Here is a 22,537-nt window from a genome sequence, read left to right on the forward strand (position 1 = left end):
AACAGGCGGAGGATTTTACGGAGAGTGGCAGGGGATGGCAATGCGTGACTATGCAAAACAGCGCAGGAATTATGCAAACAGCAGGGCGGCGGGTGCCGCCCTGGAGGGATTACTTAAACAGGTCAGCCGTAACGGTCAGGTTGCCGCCACTCTGGTTCTGCCACTGACGGGTGACGTGGTAGAACTTGGCACCTTTATCGGCTGCACGCTTTGCCACTTCTTCTGAAATCGCCGTTGGTGTACCGAAGTGCCCGGTGAAGGTGACGGTATCAAACGGCTGCATCTGCGCGGCAGTGATTGCGTTCACTTCCTGTACGGATTTACCGTTTGGCAGATTGACGGTATAGCGCTTGCCGGTAGAGCTTTGGGTTTCGAAGAAACGGCCCACTTTGTTGCTTGGCGTTTCAGACGAGGCCACGCCTGGAATCTCGACGTTAGCCGCCGCAGCGCCACCGGTAGCCAGAGCGGCTTTACCCGCTTCTGAATCGGCAGGAATCGCATTCGGTGTCTGCACCTTGCGTTCTTTAGCATCCGCTTTATAAACATAGGCGGTGACATACTGATTGCCGCCGCTGTTGGCATCGATCTGGCGAACGATAAAGAAGGAGGCCGCGCCTTTCTGTTTAGCCGCTTTTGAAATCGCGTCGTTCACATCCGGCTGGCTGGCAAAGAAGCCGCTGACCGAAACGGTATCGAACGGTTCAAGCTTATACGCTTCTGCTTTTGGCAGTTCATTGACGCCATTGAAACGACGGTAGGTCGTGGACTGGGTGGCTGCCGGGGCATCAGCTTTATAGAGGTCAGCCGTGACGCGCCAGTTACCGCTGTTGCCGTTGCTGTCGTTGATCGCCTGGATGTAATAAGAGGCAGCGCCCATCTGATCTGCACGCTTAGAGACCGCATCGGCTGCGTCGCCAATTGCGTTGAAACGACCGGTGATATTAATACGTTCGAATGGCTTCAGCGCGGCCGCTTTTTCTGGCGTTAACTCCTGCGCAGCGAATGCATTGGCTGCCAGCAGAGACAACAGAGTGGACGCCAGAATAGTGTTCTTCAGCTTCATAAAAATAATCCTTCGCCTTACGCAAAAATGAGTACGAAAACGTGCTGGACTCTTGATGTATAACAGATTAGCCGCTGATTATTGCATGTTATAAACAGACTGTCGCAGCGATTTTTTGTGTCAGATCGCGTTATTCAACCATGATTTTTTCATTTGTTTGTCATCAAACACAGTTATGGCGTGTTTTCGTGCGGGTTACCATTAAAAGCGGTAACTGTTAGCGCTTAAACAGTTAATACATTGTTAAATAAAGGTTTTTATTGAAGATTAATTCGGCCGGGCACAATTTATTCTGGCAGATTATCTGCTTGCAGGACTGTTTCGCAGTGGGATTACGCAGCTTTTTTAGCAGAATCCTGAATAATCATGTGAATGTCACTACTCTGCGTAGCTGCTCTGGATCGCTCGTCACATTTTAAGTAGGTCATAAACACTTTGAAATACATGCATTCCGACTATAAGTCGCTGAAACGCTGTTTTAGCTGCGATGTCGTCATGCAGATCCGGGCCATCATCCTTAACCGATGAAAGGAAACACTATGTTAATTGGAATCCCCAAGGAAAGGTTGCCAAACGAGTCGCGCGTGGCTGCCACGCCAAAGACCGTGGAACAACTCATTAAGCTGGGTTTCAGCGTCACCCTGGAGCATGACGCCGGTCAACGCGCCAGCTTTGATGATGAAAGCTACAGAGCAGCAGGTGCCACACTCTGCGACCAGAAACAGGTATGGCAGTCCGATATCGTTCTGAAGGTGAATGCACCGGATGAGGATGAGATTGCGCTCACCCGGGCGGGCAGCACGCTGGTCAGCTTTATCTGGCCTGCACAGAATCCCGACCTGCTTTCAAAGCTGGCTGCGCGTCAGGTCACCGTCATGGCAATGGACTCGGTACCGCGTATTTCGCGGGCGCAGTCGCTGGATGCTCTGAGCTCGATGGCGAACATTGCCGGTTATCGCGCTATCGTCGAAGCCGCCCATGAATTTGGACGCTTCTTTACCGGTCAGATCACCGCCGCCGGAAAAGTGCCACCGGCCAAAGTTATGGTGATTGGGGCCGGTGTGGCAGGGCTGGCCGCGATCGGTGCAGCGGGCAGTCTGGGCGCGATTGTCCGGGCCTTTGATACCCGCCCTGAAGTTAAAGAGCAGGTGCAGAGTATGGGTGCCGAATTCCTTGAACTCGATTTCGAAGAGGAAGCGGGCAGTGGCGATGGTTACGCTAAAGTCATGTCCGAGGCGTTCATTAAAGCGGAGATGGCACTGTTTGCCAGCCAGGCTAAAGAGGTGGACATCATTGTCACCACGGCGCTGATCCCAGGCAAACCGGCACCGAAACTGATCACCGAAGAGATGATCGCCAGCATGAAACCAGGCAGCGTAATTGTTGATCTGGCGGCGCAGACCGGCGGCAACTGTGCGCTGACCGTCGCTGATCAGGTGACCGTAACGCCTAACGGCGTGAAAATTATCGGTTATACCGATCTGCCCAGCCGTCTCGCAACTCAATCTTCCCAGCTTTACGGCACCAACCTTGTCAATCTGATTAAGCTGCTGTGTAAAGAGAAAAATGGCGAAATCCAGGTCGATTTCGACGATGTAGTGGTGCGGGGCGTGACTGTCGTGCGTGAGGGTGAAGTCACCTGGCCAGCACCGCCGATTCAGGTCTCTGCTGCGCCACAGGCTAAACCGGCAGCCCAGAAACCCGCAGAGAAGGCTGAAGCAAAGCCTGTGTCTCCGTGGCGTAACTACCTGCTGATCGCACTGGCTGTCGTGCTGTTTGGCTGCCTCGCAAACGTAGCGCCAGCTGAGTTCCTCTCCCACTTTACCGTGTTCGCGCTCGCCTGTGTGGTGGGTTATTACGTGGTCTGGAACGTCAGTCACGCGCTGCATACGCCGCTGATGTCCGTTACCAACGCCATCTCCGGCATTATCGTCATCGGTGCGGTACTGCAGATGGGCCACGGTGGCTGGGTCACCTTTATCTCCTTTATTGCCGTGCTGATTGCCAGCATCAATATCTTTGGTGGCTTTACCGTCACCCAGCGCATGCTGAAAATGTTTCGTAAGGGGTAACACATGTCTGGCGGATTAGTCACTGCAGCCTATATTGTGGCTGCAATTCTTTTCATCTGTAGCCTTGCGGGTCTCTCGCGTCACGAGACCTCAAAGCGCGGGAATATTTTTGGTATCAGCGGCATGGCGATTGCGCTGGTTGCCACCATCTTTGGCCCGGACAGCGGAAATGTCGTCTGGATCCTGCTGGCGATGGTCATTGGCGGCGCTATCGGGATTCGTCTGGCGAAGAAAGTCGAAATGACAGAAATGCCGGAGCTGGTCGCGATTCTGCACAGCTTTGTCGGCCTGGCCGCTGTGCTGGTCGGCATCAACAGTTACATCGACCACGCGCCTGGCCTGCCAGCCGTGATGGAGAATATCCATCTGAGCGAAGTGTTTATCGGTATCTTTATTGGTGCTGTCACCTTCACCGGTTCGCTGGTAGCGTTTGGCAAGCTGTGCGGCAAAATCTCTTCAAAACCGCTGGCGTTACCGCATCGTCACAAGCTGAATCTGCTGGCGCTGGTCGTCTCGTTCCTGCTGCTGCTGTGGTTTGTTAACACCAGCAGCACGGGTGCTCAGGTGTTCGCACTGCTCCTGATGACAGTGATTGCGCTGGCGTTTGGCTGGCATCTGGTTGCCTCTATCGGCGGCGCGGACATGCCGGTTGTGGTGTCGATGCTGAACTCCTATTCAGGCTGGGCCGCTGCCGCTGCCGGTTTTATGCTGAGCAACGATCTGCTGATTGTAACCGGTGCACTGGTGGGGTCGTCGGGTGCGATTCTCTCCTACATCATGTGCAAAGCGATGAACCGTTCGTTCATCAGCGTGATTGCGGGCGGGTTTGGCACGGAAGTCAGCAGCGGCGATGACAGTCAGGAAGCGGGCGAGCATCGTGAAATCACAGCTGAAGAAACCGCAGAGATGCTCAAGGCATCCAGCTCGGTGATTATTACCCCTGGCTACGGTATGGCAGTGGCGCAGGCGCAGTACCCGGTTGCGGAAATTACTGCCCGACTGCGTGCACTCGGCATCAACGTGCGCTTCGGCATTCATCCGGTGGCAGGGCGTCTGCCGGGTCACATGAACGTGCTGCTGGCCGAGGCCAAAGTACCTTATGACGTGGTGCTGGAGATGGATGAGATCAACGACGATTTCAGCGACACCGACACGGTGCTGGTTATCGGTGCCAATGACACGGTTAACCCGGCGGCGCAGGATGACCCCCGCAGCCCGATTGCGGGCATGCCGGTACTGGAAGTGTGGAAAGCGCACAATGTCGTGGTGTTTAAACGCTCAATGAACACCGGTTATGCTGGCGTACAGAATCCGCTGTTCTTCAAAGAGAATAGTCAGATGCTGTTTGGCGATGCCAAAGCCAGCGTGGAAGCCATTCTCAAAGCGCTGTAATAAAAAAAGGGCGGCTAATCCGCCGCCCGTCTTCTATCAGGGGAGAATCAATCCTCCTCATCCTCTTCATCATCCAGGTCAATCGGCGATTTGAAATCGTCAGGCTTGAGCGCCAGCAGATCGCAGCGCAGATGATCAATCACCTGTTCCGCCGTATTACCCAGGAAGGCTGCCGACAGGCCGGTACGTCCTATGGTACCCAACACCACCACACCAGCACCCAGATGCGCCGCCAGATCCGGGATGACTTCTTCCGGCAGGCCTTTAGCCACATGGGTGAACTCTTCACCAATCGAGAACTTCTGCCGCAGCGCTTTCATCGCCACCAGATGCTGACCACGAATCGCATCGTTATAAACGCTGGGATCAAAGTCCGGCAGTTCGATAGCGATGTTGATAGGCGTAATCGGATAAGCGCCGACCAGGTGCACCTCGGTCTGATTCACTTTTTCTGCCAGTTTCACCGTTTCACGAATCAGCTTCTGGTTCAGGCCATCGTGATGTGGCTCTTCACTGGCAAGATTGACCGCGACAATAGCTTTACCGCCTTCCGGCCACGGCTGATCTTTGACCATCCAGACCGGACACGGGCATTTACGCAGCAGATGCCAGTCAGTCGGGGTGAAGATCACGGATTCAAGACGATCATGCTGATGAGCCATCTTCAGCACCAGGTCATGCTGATGGGCAAGCACTTCCTGAATGATGGCCTCAAAAGGACGGTTGTGCCAGATCACTTTGATGTCAATTTCGACACCGGCATCCAGATAAGCGCGGGCCTGCTCACGGATCCATTCAGTGCGCTGGCTGATGACGCCCTGGCGCATTGATGCGCGTTCGTCAGGCGAAAGCAGGGTGGTCATCTCGTATGAGAAATCATAGATAGGCAGAAAGGCTTTGATCCTTCCGCCAATGCGTTGATTCAGATAGACCGCACGTCGCAGCGCGGGCTGATCGTCTTGCTGGGCATCAATGGCGACCAGAATATTTTGGTACTGGGACATGAGGCGTTCTCCTTAAACCAGAGCGACTGGAATAAAGATAGCCTATGTTGCACAGCGGAAGAAGGGAAAAAGTTACTGCCGGATCAACAAAATAAGATTTATTGATCCGGCTGCGGATCAGGCGGCCTGATGGCTCTGACCGGCTAACTCTTCCAGCAGGGCGTGGTTTTCAATAGTGATGTATTTCCCTTTCACCGCCAGCATACCGGACTTCTGAAAACGACCCAGCAGGCGACTGATGGTTTCAACCGTCAGGCCCAGGTAATTACCAATGTCACCACGCGTCATGGTGAGGCGGAATTCACGCTGAGAAAAACCGCGCTGGCCGAAACGACGGGAAAGGTTCCAGATAAACGCCGCCAGGCGCTCTTCGGCATTTTTCTTCGACAGCAGCAGGATCATATCCTGATCGCCTTTGATTTCACCGCTCATCAGACGCATCATCTGCTGACGCAGGGCAGGCATTTTTCCTGACAGGTCATCCAGGGTTTCAAACGGGATTTCACAGACCATTGCAGTTTCCAGCGCCTGCGCAAAGCTGGGATGGCTGGAACCCATGATGGCATCAAAGCCGACTAAATCGCCCGCCAGATGGAAACCGGTGATTTGCTCATCACCCTGCTCGGTAATGGTGTAACTTTTGATCGTGCCGGAACGAATCGCATACAGAGATTTCAGTTCGTCGCCTGCTTTGAAAAGGGTTTGCCCTTTCTGAATTGGTTTTTTACGCTCAATGATATTGTCGAGCTGATCCAGCTCATGTTCATTTAACGTGAAGGGGATGCAGAGCTGACTGATGCTGCAATCCTGGCAGTGAATGGCACAACCGCCCGACTGAATACGACGAATGCTGCGTTTTTCAGGGATCATAATGGTTTGCTCGACGATTATTGACTGGTGTCAATTTTAACATTTTTTGTGCTGAAGGGAACTCATCCGAGCAGTTTTACACCCACAAACATTATGGATGAAGCACACATCGATAAACGCTGATGTGACGGGCTTCTCAGAATGCCGTTACCGTTAACTGTCACGAAAAGTTTCCGCTTTTGTGATCTGTTACCCATATCTTCTTCAGCGGCAACATGGATAAAAGCGGGGTAGCCCGGCGATTGCAGCTTTTGCTACGCTAACTGCTTAAGCCTGTTTTGTAGGTTCCATCAATTTTAATCAGGTGTGAGAAAACCATGAACCTTGATGACAACGATCTCTTTCGGGATGCCATGGGCGATGTCACGCCGTTAAAAGACACCACCATAACGTTATGGCTTAAGTCGCCCTCGACTAAAGCGCCCCGTAAACCGCCAGGAGAGAAGGAGCAGGAGAATTTCCTGACACGGGGTTATCTGGAGATTATCCCGCTTAACACACCGCTGGAGTATAAAGCCGACGGCATACAGCAGGGTATTCTGGATAAGCTGCGTCGGGGTGAGTACAAACTGGATGCCAGTCTCAACCTGTTGCGGCAACCAGTGGAGACCTGCCGTCAGGCGCTGTTTAACTTTATGATGCAGGCGCAAAAGCAGGACTTACGGAATCTGCTTATCATTCATGGCAAGGGCCGTGATGACGAATCCCATGCCAATATTGTGCGCAGCTATCTGGCGCGCTGGTTACAGCAGTTTGATGACGTGCAGACTTACTGCGTGGCCCAGACCCGCCATGGCGGAGCCGGGGCGCTCTATGTGGGACTGCGGAAGACCGATAAGGCGCGCCTTGAAAACCGCGAACGGCATGCGAAACGCAGCCGCTAGCTGTGAAACTTACGGATGGTGGACATTAACACTTCAGCACTCAGGCTCAGCTCTGCGCCGGTACGGGTAATGATGCCCACCGGCTCGCCTGGCCCGGAGGAGTTGATTGGCAGCGCACAGACCGCGTTATGGCTGAGGTCCTCTTTAATCGCGCCGGACGGCACGAACCAGATGTAGTCGTAGCGAAGCGCCAGTTGGCGCGCCAGTGAAGTCGACGACGTTTCAATGCAATGGGGTGGCAGCGTGCAGCCCTGTTCATCAAGCATCTGCTGCGCAATCCGGCGCGGTGCGGTGCCTTCCGGGGAAATCACCACGGGCCACTGCATTGCCCTCGACAGCGTGACATTGTCACTCAATAATGGGTGTTCGGGCCTGACCACCAGCTTCAGTGACTCCAGAAACAGCAGTTCGTAAGTCAGCCCGGTCATCATATCGCTGTCCGCCATCCGGCCAATACCGATGTCAAACTCGCCGCCGCGCAATCCCGCCAGTAACACATTGTTATGCAGCGTCGCCACCTGGATAGTGGTGTTAGGCTGCAGCTGATGAAAACGATCAAGGATGCGGGGCAGCATGCCCATCGCAGCAGTAGTCAGCGCGCCCAGCCGGATAATCACTGGGGCATCGCCCGACTGCTCATTAAAGCTCTGTCCGGCATGATTCAGCGCATCAAGCACCCGCACTGCATGCGTCAGAAACTGTTCTCCCATCGTGGTGAGCTGGGCACCCAGGCGACCCCGCTCAAACAGACGAACGCCTGTCAGCTCTTCCAGCTCATTCAGGGTTTTGGACAGAGCAGGCTGACTCAGGCTCAGCGTCTCTGCTGCCCGGCCCAGTGTGCCTTGCTGCGCGACAGCAACAAAGGTATGTAGATGGCGCAAGCGAATGCGCTGATTGAAAAGGATATTTTTTTCCATACCTTAAACTTAATGAGAATGACCGCTTACAGGCAACTGTTTAAAATGAATTCTGTTAACTTTGCTGCAAATTTATTTTAACAAGCGTGGCAGAATGGCTACTTAATCCGCTAACTCTCTGATTAAGAAGCGCTCATCTCATATTGTCACAGACGCACTGGTTTCTGAGACTACGATATATCAAGAGCTTAACGGCTTAAAGTTGAATAATTCTCACTATCATATAAAAATCTGACCGCTTAAGGTTAACGATGGGCTATCATAAACGCCGTTTTTTTTACTTAATCTGATGCCAGATTGCGCTATTGCCAGGGAGTGTTCATTGACCAGCATCGGGGCGGTAGATGTCCGCCAGCTTATCAACCAGCAGAGCCTGAGCCACTGGCAAAAACGGCTCATTGCGCTCTGTTTTATTGTGGTGGCACTCGATGGCATGGACATTGCGATCATGGGATTTATTGCGCCAACACTTAAAGCTGCATGGGGCGTCACCAATCACCAGCTCGGGGTTGTCATCAGCGCAGCATTGATCGGGCTGGCGCTGGGAGCCATGGTCGCGGGCCCGCTGGCTGACCGCTATGGCCGACGTATGATGATCATCCTCAGCGTTTTCTTTTTTGGTCTCTGGACACTGGCAACAGCGCTGTCTCAGAACATCGAGCAGATGATGCTTTTCCGCTTCCTGACCGGTCTGGGACTGGGTGCGGCAATGCCCAACGTCGGTACGCTGGTGGCGGAATATGCGCCTGAACGGAGACGGGCCTTTATTATCACTGTGGTGTTCTGCGGTTTTACCTTTGGTGCCGCCAGCGGTGGATTTGCCGCATCCTGGCTATTACCGCGTTATAACTGGCACTCTGTGTTGCTGCTGGGTGGCATTCTGCCGCTGCTGGTGTTGCCATTCCTGTTCCGCGGCCTGCCGGAGTCAGTGCGGTTTCTTATCAGTCGTGGCGCACCCGCTGCCCGCATTCACGCCATCCTCGAACGGATGATGCCGGGAAAAACGGTGCCTGATTGCGCATTTCACGCGCCTGAAGCGACATTGCCGGCAGGCGGCGCGATTAGCACCGTCCTGTCGCGCCGCTATCTGTTTGGCAGCACAATGCTGTGGGGGGGCTATTTCATGGGACTGTTCATGGTCTACCTGATTGGCAGCTGGCTGCCATCTCTGGTGAATACCCTGGGTATGTCAGTGACCGAAGCGGCGATTATCACCGCCATGTATCAGGCAGGCGGAACGCTGGGCTCACTCTTTGCGGGCTGGATGATGGATCGCTTCAATGCCAATCTGGCCCTGGCGGCCATCTACGGCTGCGGCGGACTGTTTATTGTGGCGCTTGGCTTTTCGCCCGCCGAAGTCGGCATGATGAGCGCGATCGCCTTTTGCAGTGGCTTCTGTTTTAACGGTGCCAATACCGGGATGAATGCCTTATCCGCCAGCTACTATCCTACACACGCTCGCGCCACCGGCTCCAGCTGGATGCATGGCGTGGGGCGCATCGGCGCAATTCTGAGCGCCTTCGTCGGCGCAGAGATGATGTCACTCGGCTGGTCTTTCAGCGTGATATTTTTGCTGCTGGCGATACCCGCTGTGATCACTACCCTGATGCTGCTGTTAAAAAACCGCTACGGCTTTAAGCCGATCACAGATTCGTGATTTTTTCCACTGAGGCCAGCGCGTTGCATTACATTAGCAGCAACGCTCATGGTGTCAGGTGGATAAGATGGACAAGTTTATCAGTGCGGATCTCATCCGCACCCGTTTCTCTCAGGCGATGTCAGCAATGTACCAGCAGGAGGTGCCGCAGTATGGCACGCTGATGCAACTGGTCGCCACCGTCAACGAGCGCTCGCTGGAAGCCGATATCGCGCTGAAAGATCGTCTCACGGCCGCCGATGAAATTGACCGACTCAGCCTTGAACGACACGGCGCAATCCGTGTGGGCACGGCAGACGAATTAGCCACGCTGCGGCAGCTGTTTGCGGTGATGGGGATGTATCCGGTTGGCTATTACGATCTCTCTCAGGCGGGTGTGCCGGTGCACTCTACGGCGTTCCGGCCGGTCACCGATGCGGCGCTGCGGCGCAATCCTTTCCGGGTCTTTACCTCGCTGTTACGTCCTGAACTGATCGACGATCCCGCGCTGCGCGAAAAGACGGCGGAGATTCTGGCCGCACGCGACATTTTCACTTCCCGTTGCCGGGCGCTGCTGCAATTGCATGAGCAGCAGGGCGGATTAACTGACGTTCAGGCTACCGAGTTTGTTACCGAAGCACTGGAAACCTTCCGCTGGCACGCCCACAGTAGCGTGGACAGTCAGACCTATCAGGCGCTGAACCAGCAGCATCGATTGATCGCAGATGTCGTCTGCTTTCCCGGCTGCCACATCAACCATCTCACCCCGCGCACGCTCGATATTGACCGCGTTCAGCAACTGATGCCATCGCGCGGCATCGATCCGAAAACGCTGATCGAAGGACCGCCGCGTCGTCAGGTGCCGATTCTGCTGCGTCAGACCAGCTTCAAAGCGCTGGAAGAGCCGATCATCTTTAAGGACGGGCATCAGGGCACCCATACAGCGCGCTTCGGTGAAATTGAGCAGCGCGGCGCGGCGCTGACGCCTGCAGGTCGTGCGCTCTACGATCGGCTGCTCAGCGAGGCGGGGAGTGGTCAGGACAATCAGCAGCACCAGCAACATCTGGCGGCCATATTCCGCGACTTTCCCGACGACGAGACCACGCTACGCCAGCAGGGGCTGGCCTGGTTCCACTATCGCCTGAGTGAAAAGGGCGTTGCCACGCCGCCGGACAAGGGTGAAGTGCTTGAGGATCTGATCAGGGAGGGGCGTGTACTGGCAGACCCGATCGTCTATGAAGATTTTCTGCCCGTCAGCGCGGCGGGAATTTTTCAGTCCAACCTCGGCGATCGGGCGCAGGTCCGTTCAGCGGGACAGGCGAGCCGGCAGACGTTTGAAGCAGCGCTGGGCTCTGCGGTGCTGGATGAGATGGTGTTATATGAAGAGCGCCAGCAGCGCTCGCTGGCACAGTGCGGAGTACGGCCGTCCTGATGTTATCCTCGGGCAACACCTCCGTTGCCCGTAACAGCTTAACTGATCCGGATATTAAAGCTCTGCTCCTGAAGCAGAGCAACAGGGAAACAGACTGATCTCATTAAAGAAAAATTACCCTTTACCGGCCAGCGCAGATTTCGCGGCGTAAGTATCTTAATCGGTTAGCATTCTGACTACTTAACGATGTTAAAAACTGCACAGAATCACAGCCGGTCACCGCTTTCAGGCGATATGGCACGGTACTCATCCTGGGTAAAAGGATAAACAATGCTAAACCCTGACTGAGGCAGTAGCTCTGAACCTGTTGATGAGCATATTCACGCCCGCCTCTGATGTTTCGGCATAATCTGCAAATCCCCTCCATACCTGGACAATGGTGGCGGGCCTGCAAATAATGGAGGAACGTCTGAACAGGGAAACGGGAATGAAAAACGAAACAGGTCTGAGGATCATGACGGCCGAGGGGGAGTTGCGTGGATGCATGGACGATGACCTTTTCGTATTCAAAGGTATACCTTATGCGGCGGCTCCGGTTGGCGCGCTGCGCTGGCGTCCACCACAGCCGGTCACGCCCTGGCATCAGATGCGCGATGCCACCGCATTTGGGGCTTCTGGCTGGCAAAATCGCACATACTGTCAGGCGGTGGGCGGTGGCGATCCCGGTGAGTTTAGTGAAGATTGCCTCTACCTGAATGTCTGGACACCCGATGTGGCGCCGTCAAAGCCGCTGCCGGTAATGGTGTGGCTGCACGGTGGGGGCTTCACCATCGGTGCAGGCGGGCTGGCGCCGTACAACGGTAAGCCGCTGGCGTCACGTGGTGCAGTGGTGGTCACGCTGAATTACCGGCTGGGTCACCACGGTTTCTTCTCCCATCCTGCGCTGGATGCGGAATACCCTGCTGCGGGTAGAGTAAACAATTTTGGCCTGCTCGATCAGATTGCCGCACTGCAGTGGGTGCAGCGCAACATTCCAGCTTTTGGTGGCGATCGCCACAATGTGACGCTTTTCGGTGAATCCTCTGGCGCGCGCAGCGTGCTCTCCCACTGCTGTTCGCCGCTGGCTGAAGGGCTGTTCCATAAAGGGATCGTGCAAAGTGCCTATAGCCTGCCGGATACGCCGCTGAAAAAAGCGCGTCAGCAGGGAATAGCGGTAGCCCGCCATTTTGGTCTGCCGCCCGATGCCAGCGCGGATGACCTGCGCGCACTGCCTGCCGATGCCTTCTGGTCGCTGGAAGGGCCACTGGCGATCCCGCCGGTGCCGATTGCCGGTGATGCCGTGCTGCCTGAGCCGATGCTGAAAACCTTTATGGCAGCTAAACAGCATCGCCTGCCGCTGATGGCGGGCAGTAACAGCGATGAAGCCAGCGTGCTGGAATATTTTGGCGTGGATGCCACCGCAGTATTGCATCAGCTGCGCAATAAAAACCGGCTCACCTATCGGACGCTGAAATGGATGTATGACATCCATGACGATCAGCTGCTGGGACGTGCCGTGGCGCGTGATATGGCTTTCAGCCTGGTGCCGTGGCTGGTGATGCGGGCGCAGCACAATGCCGGCATGCCGGGCTGGCGCTACTGGTTCGATTATGTTTCTGAGCACGCTCGCGACCTTTATCCCCATGGCACCTGGCACGGTAACGAAATGCCTTATGTCCTGAACACCCTGAGTCAGATGCCGGATCCCAATGAAGCGCGGCCATTCAGTGAAGCCGATCGCGCTTTTGCGGCACGTGTCAGCGAATACTGGTTTACCTTTGCCCGTGACGCCACGGAATATAAGCATCAGCTTGAAGGCGAAGTTATCTGGCCAGCCTGGCATCCAGGCAATGACGTGACAATGTCACTTGGGAATAAGCGTATGAGCGGGTTGACTCTGAAAAGAAACTTTATGCGCGCCCGTATGCGGCTTTTCAGGCTGTTGATGACGCGTATGGTCAGGCTTTAAGCAGATGATGAAAATTAGCCTGCTAACCATTAAGTTATGCGAATGCAATTAATCTACTTATTTAATTTTAACTTTATGAATTTAAGGATTTTTTACTGATTAACTCATCGTTGACGCTGTAAATTAATAGGTAACAAAACAGTTACATTTTCACTATCTCATGCCGATAAATCTCCTATGCCCGACGCTTGCGGGTCAACGTGTATAGGATTTTGGTATGGGAATGCTCAAAAATTTTACCATTCGCGCAGTGATGCTCACTATTCTGGGCCTGTTTTGTTTACTGTGGAGCGGCGTCGGGTTGTACAGCATCCACTCGCTTGGCGCGCTCAGCGAAGGCAACAATGTTGACCGTCATCTGGTTGAGCAAATGACGGTGCTGAGCAAAGGCAACGATCAATATTTTCGTGTTATCACGCGCCTTTCCCGCGTAATGGAAAGCAAAGCAGCAGGTAAAACGCTGACTGATGAGGCCTATGCCCCTGTGCAGCAGGCGCTGGACAGCATGACTCAGCAACTGGCGCGTTTTAAACAGCTTGCACCCGGTCCGATGAATCCGGAAGTCGTCGATGGCGTAATTCAGAGCTGGCAAAAGCTGGTGGATGAGGGCGTAACGCCACAACTGCAACTGGCCCGCCAGGCCTCACCGGACCCGTATCGCCAGCAGGCGAACAATGTCACACCGCCGCTCAGTCGTGCCTTTGGCGTCAGCGCAGAGAAGTTTAACCTGGGCGCAGCCGAAAAACTGGACAAAACCCGGGTTGAAGTTGATCACCTCACCGCGATGACCAAAACGATTATTACCATCACGGTGATTATTGGCCTGCTGATTCTGCTGTTTACCGACCGCTATCTGGTGGCGATGCTGGTTCGTCCGCTGGAAAGTATTCGTACCCACTTCGCGGTGATCGCGACAGGCGATCTCAGCCAGCCGGTAGCCGATTTCGGTCGCAACTGTGTCGGTAAACTGGTGCCGCTGCTGAGCGCTATGCAGGATAGTCTGCGGGAAGCGGTCAGCGCCATTCGCAGCGGCACCGAGAACATCTCGCGCGGTGCTGCAGAGATTTCTGCCGGTAACAATGACCTCTCTTCACGTACCGAAGAGCAGGCCGCTGCGCTGGAACAGACTGCGGCCAGCATGGAGCAGTTGACGGCCACGGTGAAATTCAACGCCGATAACGCTCGTCAGGCCAGCCTGCTGGCAGAAACCGCCACCACCACGGCACAACGTGGCGGTCAGCTGGTGAGTGAAGTGGTCAGCACCATGGATGGCATCTCCGGCAGCTCGAAGAAGATCGCTGAGATTACCAACGTGATTAACGGCATTGCCTTCCAGACCAATATCCTGGCGCTGAACGCTGCGGTCGAAGCGGCACGTGCCGGCGAACAGGGGCGTGGTTTTGCGGTCGTGGCATCTGAAGTGCGTAACCTGGCACAGCGTAGCGCCAACGCCGCCAAAGAGATCGCGACGCTGATTGAAGACTCGGTGCAGCGTGTAGGGAAAGGCGCGGAGCTGGTCAGCACCACCGGCGGCACCATGAACAATATTCTGAAATCAGTGCAGGATGTGGATGCGATCATGAAACAGATCGCTTCCGCCTCGGAAGAGCAGAGCAAAGGCATCTCTCAGGTGGGTGCCGCGGTAACCGAAATGGATAGCGTGACCCAGCAGAACGCCTCACTGGTTGAAGAGGTTTCTGCCGCGGCGAGCGCACTGGCATTGCAGACAGAAGCGCTGCAGGCCTCTGTGTCGAAGTTCCGTCTCTCCAGCAACCGCCAGACCGCACCGGTCATCACGAATAAACCTGCCGCGCCGAAAGCAACCGTGCTGAATGCGCCTCAGGCTAAACCGGCGGATAACGGCGACTGGGTCACCTTCTGATCCCTGCACAGCCACGCCACCAGTTCCGCCAGGAACGGTGGCGCATCCGGCGCGGGCCGTTGCAGTAAACTGTAAACGGCTCCGGTTTTGACCTCGCCAGCGAACGGCTTAATCAGCCTGCCGCTGGCGATATCACTCTCCACCAGATTGCTGTCGGCAATCGCCACACCAAACCCCTGAATCGCGGCACTGATCGCTAAATCCATCGTGGCAAAATGCTGATTTCGCTTCATGCTGAGCGTCACCTGCTGCGCCTGTAACCAGCACTGCCAGTCACGCGTGTCTGACGTGGGATGCAAAAAGGTCATTGCGTCCAGCGCCGCCGTCGTTTCCGGGCAGGGCTGACCAGCCGCTATCACCGGCGTCAGCGACTCGCTGAACAGGCAGATCCCGTCAGGATGCGGCTTGCCATAGATAATCGCCGCATCAAAGTTCTCAAGCTGGGCCGCATGATCCAGCGTGGTGGTCAGGGCCACATGCAGTTCAGGGCAGTGACGTTCAAGCGCCATCAGCCGCGGTACCAGCCAGCGCATAGCACAGGTCGGCGCTTTCAGGCGAAGGCTGACCTGACTGCGACGGACCTTTTCGCTGGCCTGGACCATCAGATCAAAGCCCTGGCTGAGTTCAGGCAGCAGCGCGTCACCCTGCGGTGTCAGCCGCAGCCCGCGCGCATGGCGGTCAAACAGCGTCACGCCCAGCCACTGTTCCAGCGCGGCAATCTTACGACTGACCGCGCCCTGGGTCAGGCAGAGCTCGCGGGCAGCATGGGTGAGATTAAGGTGACGAGCTGTTACCAGAAAGGCGTGAATGGCATTGAGTGGCAGCGATGAGCGTGACACGGTGGACCTCAGCTATGCAATTTTGTCATGGCTATTATGACGACATTTCGCTTGCCGACTCAAGCCACAGCCCGTTGAATAACGATTTATCGCATCTGAACAGTTATGCACCTGACGGAGAAAATATGTCCCTGAAAACGCCTGTCGCTATTCACTCAAAATTGCCGGACGTTGGCACCACTATTTTCAGCGTAATTGGTCAGCTTTCGGCGCAGCATCAGGCGATTAACCTGTCGCAGGGCGCACCCAGTTTCCCCTGCGATCCGGCGCTGGTCGACTCGGTCAGCTGTGCCATGCAGGAGGGGCACAATCAGTATGCCGCTATGATGGGCTTGCCGGCCCTGCGCGAGGCACTCGCCGGCAAAGTGCAGACGCTCTATGCACAGAAATATGATGCCGCGAGTGAGGTACTGATCACCGGCAGCGCCAGTCAGGGACTCTATATGGCGATTACCGCGCTGGTTCATCAGGGCGATGAGGTGATCTTCTTTGAACCGGCGTTTGACAGCTACGCGCCGGTGGTGCGGTTACAGGGCGGTACGCCGATAGGCCTGAAGCTGCAGGTGCCGTCTTTTGCTATCGACTGGGATCAGCTGCGTGCGGCGATCACGCCGCGCACCCGGATGATCATTATTAATACGCCGCACAACCCCAGCGCGCAGGTGCTGACGCCCGACGATCTCAATCAGCTGGCGGCTCTGATTCGCAACACCGATATCGTGGTGCTCTCCGATGAGGTTTATGAACATATTCTGTTTGATGGCCGGCCGCACTGCGGCATGGCGAGGCATCCGGAGCTGGCCGCACGCAGTATCATCGTCTCCTCGTTTGGTAAAACCTTCCACGTCACCGGCTGGCGGGTAGGCTACTGTCTGGCACCGGCAGAGCTGATGACCGAACTGGTGAAGGTGCATCAGTTTATGATGTACGCCGCCGATACGCCGATGCAGGTTGGGTTCGCGCACTATCTGCAGACGCCAGAGAACTACCTGTCACTTAACGCTTTCTATCAGCAGAAGCGCGATCGGCTAATTACTCTGATGCAGGACTCGCCGTTCCGGCTGCTACCGAGCGCCGGTTCGTTCTTTATGCTCGCCAGCTATGGACATTTCAGTGACGAACCGGACAGTGAAATGGTAAAACGTCTTATCGTCGATCACGGTGTGGCAACCATACCGCTGTCGGCGTTTTATATGGATGGCACAGACAACAAACTGATTCGTCTCTCTTTTGCGAAAGACGAGGCGACACTAGAGGCTGGCGCGGCTGCGCTATGTGCTTTTTCTCACTGAATCACGCGAGCGTGATTCAGTACGGGGAACAGGTAACCAGGACTTTTCGGGGTAAATAAATAATGAAAAAACTGAACGCGCTTTTTCTCGCTCTGGGCATGATGACAACGGTACAGGCACTGGCTCAGGATTTACGTTACGGCGTGGAGTCACAGTATCCGCCGTTTGAAAGCCGCAACGCTAAAGGTGAGCTGGAAGGCTTTGATATTGAACTGGGTAATGCCATCTGTAAGGCAGGCAACTTCAGCTGCCACTGGGTTGAGAGCAGCTTTGATGCGCTGATCCCGGCACTTCAGGCGAAAAAGTTCGACGCCATTAACTCGGCGATGAATATCACTGAAGCGCGCGCCAAAAGCATCGCGTTTACGCAGCCAATCTACCGTATTCCGACCATGTTAGTGGCGAAAAAGGGTGAAAATCTGGCCCCGACCGCCGAAGGTCTTAAAGGCAAAAGCATTGGTGTATTGCAGGGATCGATTCAGGAAACCTATGCGAAGAAGCACTGGGAGACGCAGGGCGTGACGGTGACGTCGTATCAGGATCAGAACCAGGTCTACAACGACATGGTCGCGGGCCGCCTTGATGGCACGCTGGTGATGTCTGCCGCCGGTCAGTCTGGCTTCCTCGATAAGCCACAGGGCAAAGGGTTTGGTTTTGTGGGCAAGCCCGTCGAAGATGACGCGATTCTCGGCTCAGGCATCGGCTATGGCCTGCGCAAAGATGATGCGTCGTTGAAGCAGTCGCTGGACGCGGCGATCGCCAAAGTGCAGGGCGATGGCACCCTCAAAAAGCTGGCTGAAAAATACTTCCCGGGTATTGATGTCAGCGCGAAGCCATAATCGCAATCGGGCGCGTTCTGCGCCCGATTTCCCTGCTTAACCCGCCGCCATATAACAGAGCTTTTCTGCCACCTGATAGGACTTCACAAACGACGGTATCGGCAGAAACTCGAAACGTGAATGGAAGTTATGTGCGCCGGTAAAGAAGTTCGGCGTCAGCAGCCCTTTGGCGGACAGTGCCGCGCCGTCCGTGCCGCCACGCATCGGAATCACTTTCGGCTCAATCTCCAGCGCGGCAAAGGCGCTGAAGATCAAATCTATTGCCCGGCGATCCTCACCCAGTGCATTACTGATGTTGCTGTAGATATCGCTGATTGTGATGCTGACCTCGCCGGTGGGATAGCGCGCCGCAAGATCCGCTGCCGCCTGCTGCAACTGCTGCTTACGGGCTGCGAAGCTTGTCAGATCAAAATCACGGATTGAAGCCTTCAGCGTCGCCTTGCTGGCGTTGGCCTGAATCTCATTAAACCAGATGTAACCTTCGCGGCCTTCGGTGTGCTCCGGTGTCTGCTGACGATCAAACAGGCTGATGTAGTCATGCGCCATCAACAGCGGATTGACCAGCACGCCTTTGCCCGACATCGGATGTGCCGGCACACCGGTAAACACAATCTCTGCCGCGGCACCATTAAAGTTCTCGTACACCACTTCGCCCAGTTCGCAGCAGTCGATGGTCCAGGCAAAATCGACATTAAAGCGCGTTTCCAGATCCAGAGCTTTCGCACCGCGCAGGCCAATCTCTTCATCCGGCACAAAGGCCACCACGATATCGCCATGATCGCCTTTGAGGTTCGCCAACAGCGTCATCACCACGGTGACCGCCGCTTTATTGTCTGCGCCCAGCACGCTGGTGCCATCGCTAAAGATCACCTGCTGGCCGACGTAAGGCGCGATCTCCGGATGCTCATCGCGGCGCAGCCAGATATCCTGCTCTGCATTCAGACAGAGATCGTCACCCTGCCAGGTGAGAATCTGCGGGTGGATATCGGGCGACAAACCGACATCAACGGTGTCGATGTGCGTAATAAACCCGATGCGCGGTGCGTCTGGACGGTTGCCACGTTTCACCGCGGTCACCGTAGCATGTTTATCAAGCACCACCTCATCCAGCCCCAGCGCTCGCAGCTCGTCCGCCAGCAGTTCCGCCATGGCGTGCTGGCTCGGCGTACTCGGCAGAGTCGTGGATTTGGCATCGCTCTGACTGCTGACGGCGAGGTAACGGAAAAAATGTTCGGTGAGTTGCGACTCAAGTTTGTCTGTCATCACTATTCCTTATTAGTCAGCCATGGGCGGGGTTCGCTATGGTGCCGAATTGTGCTATCAATGAAGCATCTGAATGATTCATTTAGATATTGTGATCACCGGAAGTCAATACAAAGCGAGGATGATAATGAAAATCAAGATAGCCACCTTAGCGCTTGTTACGGCTGGGATAGCGCTGGCTGGCAGCGTTAACGCCAAAACGCTGGTCTACTGTTCTGAGGGATCGCCAGAGAATTTTAACCCTCAGCTCTATACCTCCGGAACCAGTGTTGACGCCAGTGCGGTGCCGGTCTTTAACCGGCTGGTGGACTTCACGCCTGGCACCACCGACCTGGTGCCCAGCCTGGCAGAACGCTGGGAGATCAGCCCGGATGGCACCGTCTACACTTTCCATCTGCGCAAAAACGTGAAGTTCCAGAGCAACAAACAGTTCAAACCCAGCCGCGACTTTAACGCCGATGATGTGATCTTCTCGTTTATGCGCCAGATGGACCCGAAAAATCCCTACCATAACGTCTCTGGCGGCACCTATTCCAACTTCGAAAGCCTCGAACTCTCCACGCTGATTAAAAGTATCGACCGGGTTGATAACCACACCGTGCGCTTTACGCTCGCCCATCCTGAAGCGCCGTTCCTTGCCGATCTCGCGTGGTATTTCGCCTCAATCCACTCGGCTGAATACGCAGATGCCATGCTGAAAGCGGGGACGCCGGAGAAGGTCGATATGAACCCGATCGGCACCGGCCCGTTTGAGCTGGTGCAGTACCAGAAAGATTCCCGCATCCTCTACAAAGCGTTCCCGGACTACTGGCAGGGTAAGGCGAAGCTTGATCGACTGGTGTTCAGCATCACGCCGGATGCCTCTGTGCGCTATGCCAAGCTGGAGAAGAACGAGTGCCAGGTGATGCCATTCCCGAATCCCGCCGATCTCGACAAAATGCGCGCCAATCCGGATATCACCCTGGAACAGAAGGCGGGTCTGAACACCGGCTTCCTGGCATTCAACACCACCAAAGCGCCAACCGACAACGTTAAAGTGCGGCAGGCGCTGGCAATGGCGATCAACAAACCGGCGATCATCGAGGCGATATTTAAAGGCACCGGCACGGTCGCGAAAAATATCCTGCCACCAGGCGTCTGGAGTGCGGACAAAGATCTGAAAGATTACGACTACGATCCAGAAAAGGCCAAAGCGTTACTGCAACAGGCGGGTGTGAAACCGGGCACCGAGATTGCACTCTGGGCGATGCCGGTTCAGCGGCCTTACAATCCGAATGCACGCCGCATGGCGGAGATGATTCAGTCGGACTGGGCCAAAGTTGGCATCAAAGCCAGTATCGTCAGCTATGAGTGGGGCGAGTACCTGAAACGCGTTCGCAGCGGCGAGCATCAGGCGGCGCTGATGGGCTGGACCACCGCGACCGGCGATCCGGATAACTTCTTTGGCCCACTCTACAGCTGCACCTCTGCACAGGGTGGTTCCAACTCCTCAAAATGGTGCTATCAGCCGTTCGAGAAGTTAATCACCGAAGCCCGTGCTGAGCCGGAACAGGGCAAACGTACTGCGCTCTATCTGCAGGCGCAGCAGATGATGCATGACCAGATGCCCGCCGTAATGATTGCACACTCCACCATCTTTGAGCCGGTGCGCAAATCGGTCAGCGGCTATCAGGTCGACCCTTTCGGCAAACACATCTTCTATCAGGTTGATATTAAGCAGTAACCCGTAGCAGTTAACTTTAATGGCCCGCACATCAGTGGGCCATTGCAACTGCTGACAAACTCACATGAGTTTGATTCTAACCGCAACACATAAGCTGAATGCGAAGGGAACACGAGCAGAGGAGGAACGCGTCCCGCGCCATGGACAAAAACGCCGGGCGTTTTTGAACAGCGCAACGCGTTGGCCCGGGTACGGGCGCACCTCAGGGATGAGGTGCGTACTAAAAACGCCAGGCGTTTTTGAACAACGCAACGCGTTGGCCCGGCTACGGGCGCACCTCAGGGATGAGGTGCGTACTAAAAACGCCGGGAGCGTTTTTGAACAACGCAACGCGTTGGCCCGGCTACGGGCGCACCTCAGGGATGAGGTGCGTAATCGCGCGGGCCGGGCATGCCATGGATGGCGGCTGTTGCGACTTTCCGGTCTGCTCGTATTCCCTTAGCCGGCACCGTCTCACAGCGAATCGGCGCAGATCTTAATTACTATTCAAAATACCCACGCTAGTGTACCCCTTATCCCATCCTCACCTGCTGATCCATCTCAGTCAGCCGATGCTGCAAAAACTGCAAAAACAGCGTCAGAGCCGCATTGCGCTGACGTCCCGACACTGTCTGAAGCTGCAGCGTGCGTTGACTCAGTTGGTCCACCCCCATCGATCGCAACACCAGATTTCGGGACTCGCGCTCAAACAACAGGGTAAACGCGCTACAGATGGTCACCGCCTGCGGCGTATGCAGCAAAAAGTGATAAAGCGTAGCGAAATAGTCGCAGGTCAATACCGGTTCAACCACGCAGTCATTCATCTGACAGGAGAGATCAAACAGCTGCCGCACGGTCGTGTGATGGCCCGGCAGCGCCAGCGGCCAGCGATGCAGATCGCCCAGTGTTACCTCACGTGACGCCAGCGGATGTGACTCATGCATCGCCAGTAACACCGGGGCAGGCCACGAGCCAAGCACCTCAACGCTGCGCTCAGGCTGGAGACTGAATTGCAGCGCCACATCGCATTCACCCGCCCTGACACATGCCGCCACGCCCTGGGAGTGCGTCACAATAATCGCAAACAGTGCGCCGGGATTCGCCAGTCGAAACTCCGCCAGCAGGCCAGGCAACAGACTAAACGCCATGCCATCCGTGCAGGCGATACGGATCAGGCTGCGGCGTACCGCTTTCAAGCCCTTAATCTCCGCAAGCGCATATTCCATATCAAGCTGACTTTTACGCACGTGGTGCGCAAAAATCTCACCCGCCTCATTCAACACCATACCGCGCGCATGCCGCTCAAACAGGGGCACACCAACCTGCGCTTCCAGCCGCTGAATCTGACGGCTGATCGCCGACACCGCGACAAACAGTTTCTCACTGGCGGCGCTCAGCGAGCCGCTCTCAACAACCGCCAGGAAATAGCGTATCTCGCTGCTTAACATGGTCACTCCGACAAAATGCATCATAAAAGGGCAGCATAGCCTTGCTTTAAAAGC

17 protein-coding genes are annotated in these 22,537 nt (G+C 55.4%); 10 read left to right on the top strand and 7 right to left on the bottom strand.

Annotated elements, in window-relative coordinates; genetic code table 11:
• Positions 1–109: 109 nt before the first annotated feature.
• The gene (gene ydgH, locus K6R05_RS09185; protein ID WP_061062532.1) at positions 110–1,063 is read right to left on the bottom strand and encodes a DUF1471 family protein YdgH; all 954 of its coding nucleotides are present in this window, start codon (positions 1,061–1,063) and stop codon (positions 110–112) included.
• A gap of 539 nt (positions 1,064–1,602) precedes the next feature.
• On the opposite strand from ydgH, the gene pntA reads away from it, so the two are divergent.
• On the top strand, positions 1,603–3,135 hold the full coding sequence (pntA, locus tag K6R05_RS09190) for a Re/Si-specific NAD(P)(+) transhydrogenase subunit alpha (RefSeq protein ID WP_161735172.1): 1,533 nt from the start codon (positions 1,603–1,605) through the stop codon (positions 3,133–3,135).
• A 3-nt stretch (positions 3,136–3,138) separates the two neighbouring features.
• Entirely contained in the window at positions 3,139–4,527 is a 1,389-nt protein-coding gene (pntB, locus tag K6R05_RS09195; protein WP_161735169.1) for a Re/Si-specific NAD(P)(+) transhydrogenase subunit beta, read from the top strand.
• 47 nt (positions 4,528–4,574) lie between these two features.
• Here pntB and uspE read toward each other — a convergent pair whose 3' ends face one another.
• Both uspE and fnr read right to left on the bottom strand, forming a co-directional pair.
• A complete protein-coding gene (uspE, locus tag K6R05_RS09200; RefSeq protein ID WP_013357947.1) occupies positions 4,575–5,531 on the bottom strand; it encodes a universal stress protein UspE in 957 nt (318 codons plus the stop codon).
• Positions 5,532–5,648: 117 nt separating this feature from the next.
• On the bottom strand, positions 5,649–6,401 hold the full coding sequence (gene fnr / locus K6R05_RS09205) for a fumarate/nitrate reduction transcriptional regulator Fnr (RefSeq protein WP_010244686.1): 753 nt from the start codon (positions 6,399–6,401) through the stop codon (positions 5,649–5,651).
• Between the two features lie 317 nt (positions 6,402–6,718).
• Between fnr and smrA the strand changes: the two genes are divergently transcribed.
• Positions 6,719–7,285: a DNA endonuclease SmrA gene (gene smrA / locus K6R05_RS09210; protein WP_222925439.1), complete on the top strand. Its 567-nt coding sequence runs from the start codon at positions 6,719–6,721 to the stop codon at positions 7,283–7,285.
• On the opposite strand, the gene K6R05_RS09215 is transcribed toward smrA, so the two are convergent.
• Complete coding sequence (locus K6R05_RS09215) at positions 7,282–8,202, bottom strand: LysR substrate-binding domain-containing protein (protein WP_161735160.1); 921 nt, start codon at positions 8,200–8,202, stop codon at positions 7,282–7,284. The two genes, smrA and K6R05_RS09215, sit on opposite strands and share 4 nt — an antisense overlap.
• Positions 8,203–8,524: 322 nt before the next feature.
• Here K6R05_RS09215 and K6R05_RS09220 point away from each other — a divergent pair, with 322 nt between their 5' ends.
• The 4 genes from K6R05_RS09220 to K6R05_RS09235 all read left to right on the top strand — a co-directional run bounded on the left by K6R05_RS09220 (position 8,525) and on the right by K6R05_RS09235 (position 15,100).
• Positions 8,525–9,859 (top strand): MFS transporter, encoded by a 1,335-nt coding sequence (locus K6R05_RS09220; RefSeq protein ID WP_222925440.1) that lies wholly within the window; start codon positions 8,525–8,527, stop codon positions 9,857–9,859.
• Positions 9,860–9,926: 67 nt separating this feature from the next.
• On the top strand, positions 9,927–11,270 hold the full coding sequence (hglS, locus tag K6R05_RS09225) for a 2-oxoadipate dioxygenase/decarboxylase HglS (RefSeq protein ID WP_161735158.1): 1,344 nt from the start codon (positions 9,927–9,929) through the stop codon (positions 11,268–11,270).
• Positions 11,271–11,697: 427 nt separating this feature from the next.
• Entirely contained in the window at positions 11,698–13,218 is a 1,521-nt protein-coding gene (locus K6R05_RS09230) for a carboxylesterase/lipase family protein (protein WP_222925441.1), read from the top strand.
• Between the two features lie 217 nt (positions 13,219–13,435).
• On the top strand, positions 13,436–15,100 hold the full coding sequence (locus K6R05_RS09235; protein ID WP_222923993.1) for a methyl-accepting chemotaxis protein: 1,665 nt from the start codon (positions 13,436–13,438) through the stop codon (positions 15,098–15,100).
• Here the strand turns inward: K6R05_RS09235 and K6R05_RS09240 are convergent.
• Positions 15,058–15,939 carry a LysR family transcriptional regulator gene (locus K6R05_RS09240; RefSeq protein ID WP_222923994.1) on the bottom strand — a complete coding sequence of 294 codons (882 nt, stop codon included), beginning with the start codon at positions 15,937–15,939 and terminating at the stop codon, positions 15,058–15,060. The genes K6R05_RS09235 and K6R05_RS09240 overlap by 43 nt on opposite strands.
• 125 nt (positions 15,940–16,064) lie before the next feature.
• On the opposite strand from K6R05_RS09240, the gene K6R05_RS09245 reads away from it, so the two are divergent.
• Positions 16,065–17,231: a methionine aminotransferase gene (locus K6R05_RS09245; protein ID WP_222923995.1), complete on the top strand. Its 1,167-nt coding sequence runs from the start codon at positions 16,065–16,067 to the stop codon at positions 17,229–17,231.
• 62 nt (positions 17,232–17,293) lie between these two features.
• On the top strand, positions 17,294–18,070 hold the full coding sequence (locus K6R05_RS09250; RefSeq protein ID WP_161736913.1) for a transporter substrate-binding domain-containing protein: 777 nt from the start codon (positions 17,294–17,296) through the stop codon (positions 18,068–18,070).
• Between the two features lie 36 nt (positions 18,071–18,106).
• Here K6R05_RS09250 and pepT read toward each other — a convergent pair whose 3' ends face one another.
• A complete protein-coding gene (gene pepT / locus K6R05_RS09255) occupies positions 18,107–19,333 on the bottom strand; it encodes a peptidase T (RefSeq protein ID WP_222923996.1) in 1,227 nt (408 codons plus the stop codon).
• 127 nt (positions 19,334–19,460) lie between these two features.
• Here pepT and K6R05_RS09260 point away from each other — a divergent pair, with 127 nt between their 5' ends.
• On the top strand, positions 19,461–21,056 hold the full coding sequence (locus K6R05_RS09260) for an ABC transporter substrate-binding protein (RefSeq protein ID WP_222923997.1): 1,596 nt from the start codon (positions 19,461–19,463) through the stop codon (positions 21,054–21,056).
• A gap of 512 nt (positions 21,057–21,568) precedes the next feature.
• On the opposite strand, the gene K6R05_RS09265 is transcribed toward K6R05_RS09260, so the two are convergent.
• A complete protein-coding gene (locus K6R05_RS09265; protein ID WP_161737003.1) occupies positions 21,569–22,483 on the bottom strand; it encodes a LysR family transcriptional regulator in 915 nt (304 codons plus the stop codon).
• Between the last annotated feature and the right edge of the window lie 54 nt (positions 22,484–22,537).

Source organism: Pantoea alfalfae (assembly GCF_019880205.1).
In the GTDB taxonomy this organism is placed as follows: domain Bacteria; phylum Pseudomonadota; class Gammaproteobacteria; order Enterobacterales; family Enterobacteriaceae; genus Pantoea; species Pantoea alfalfae.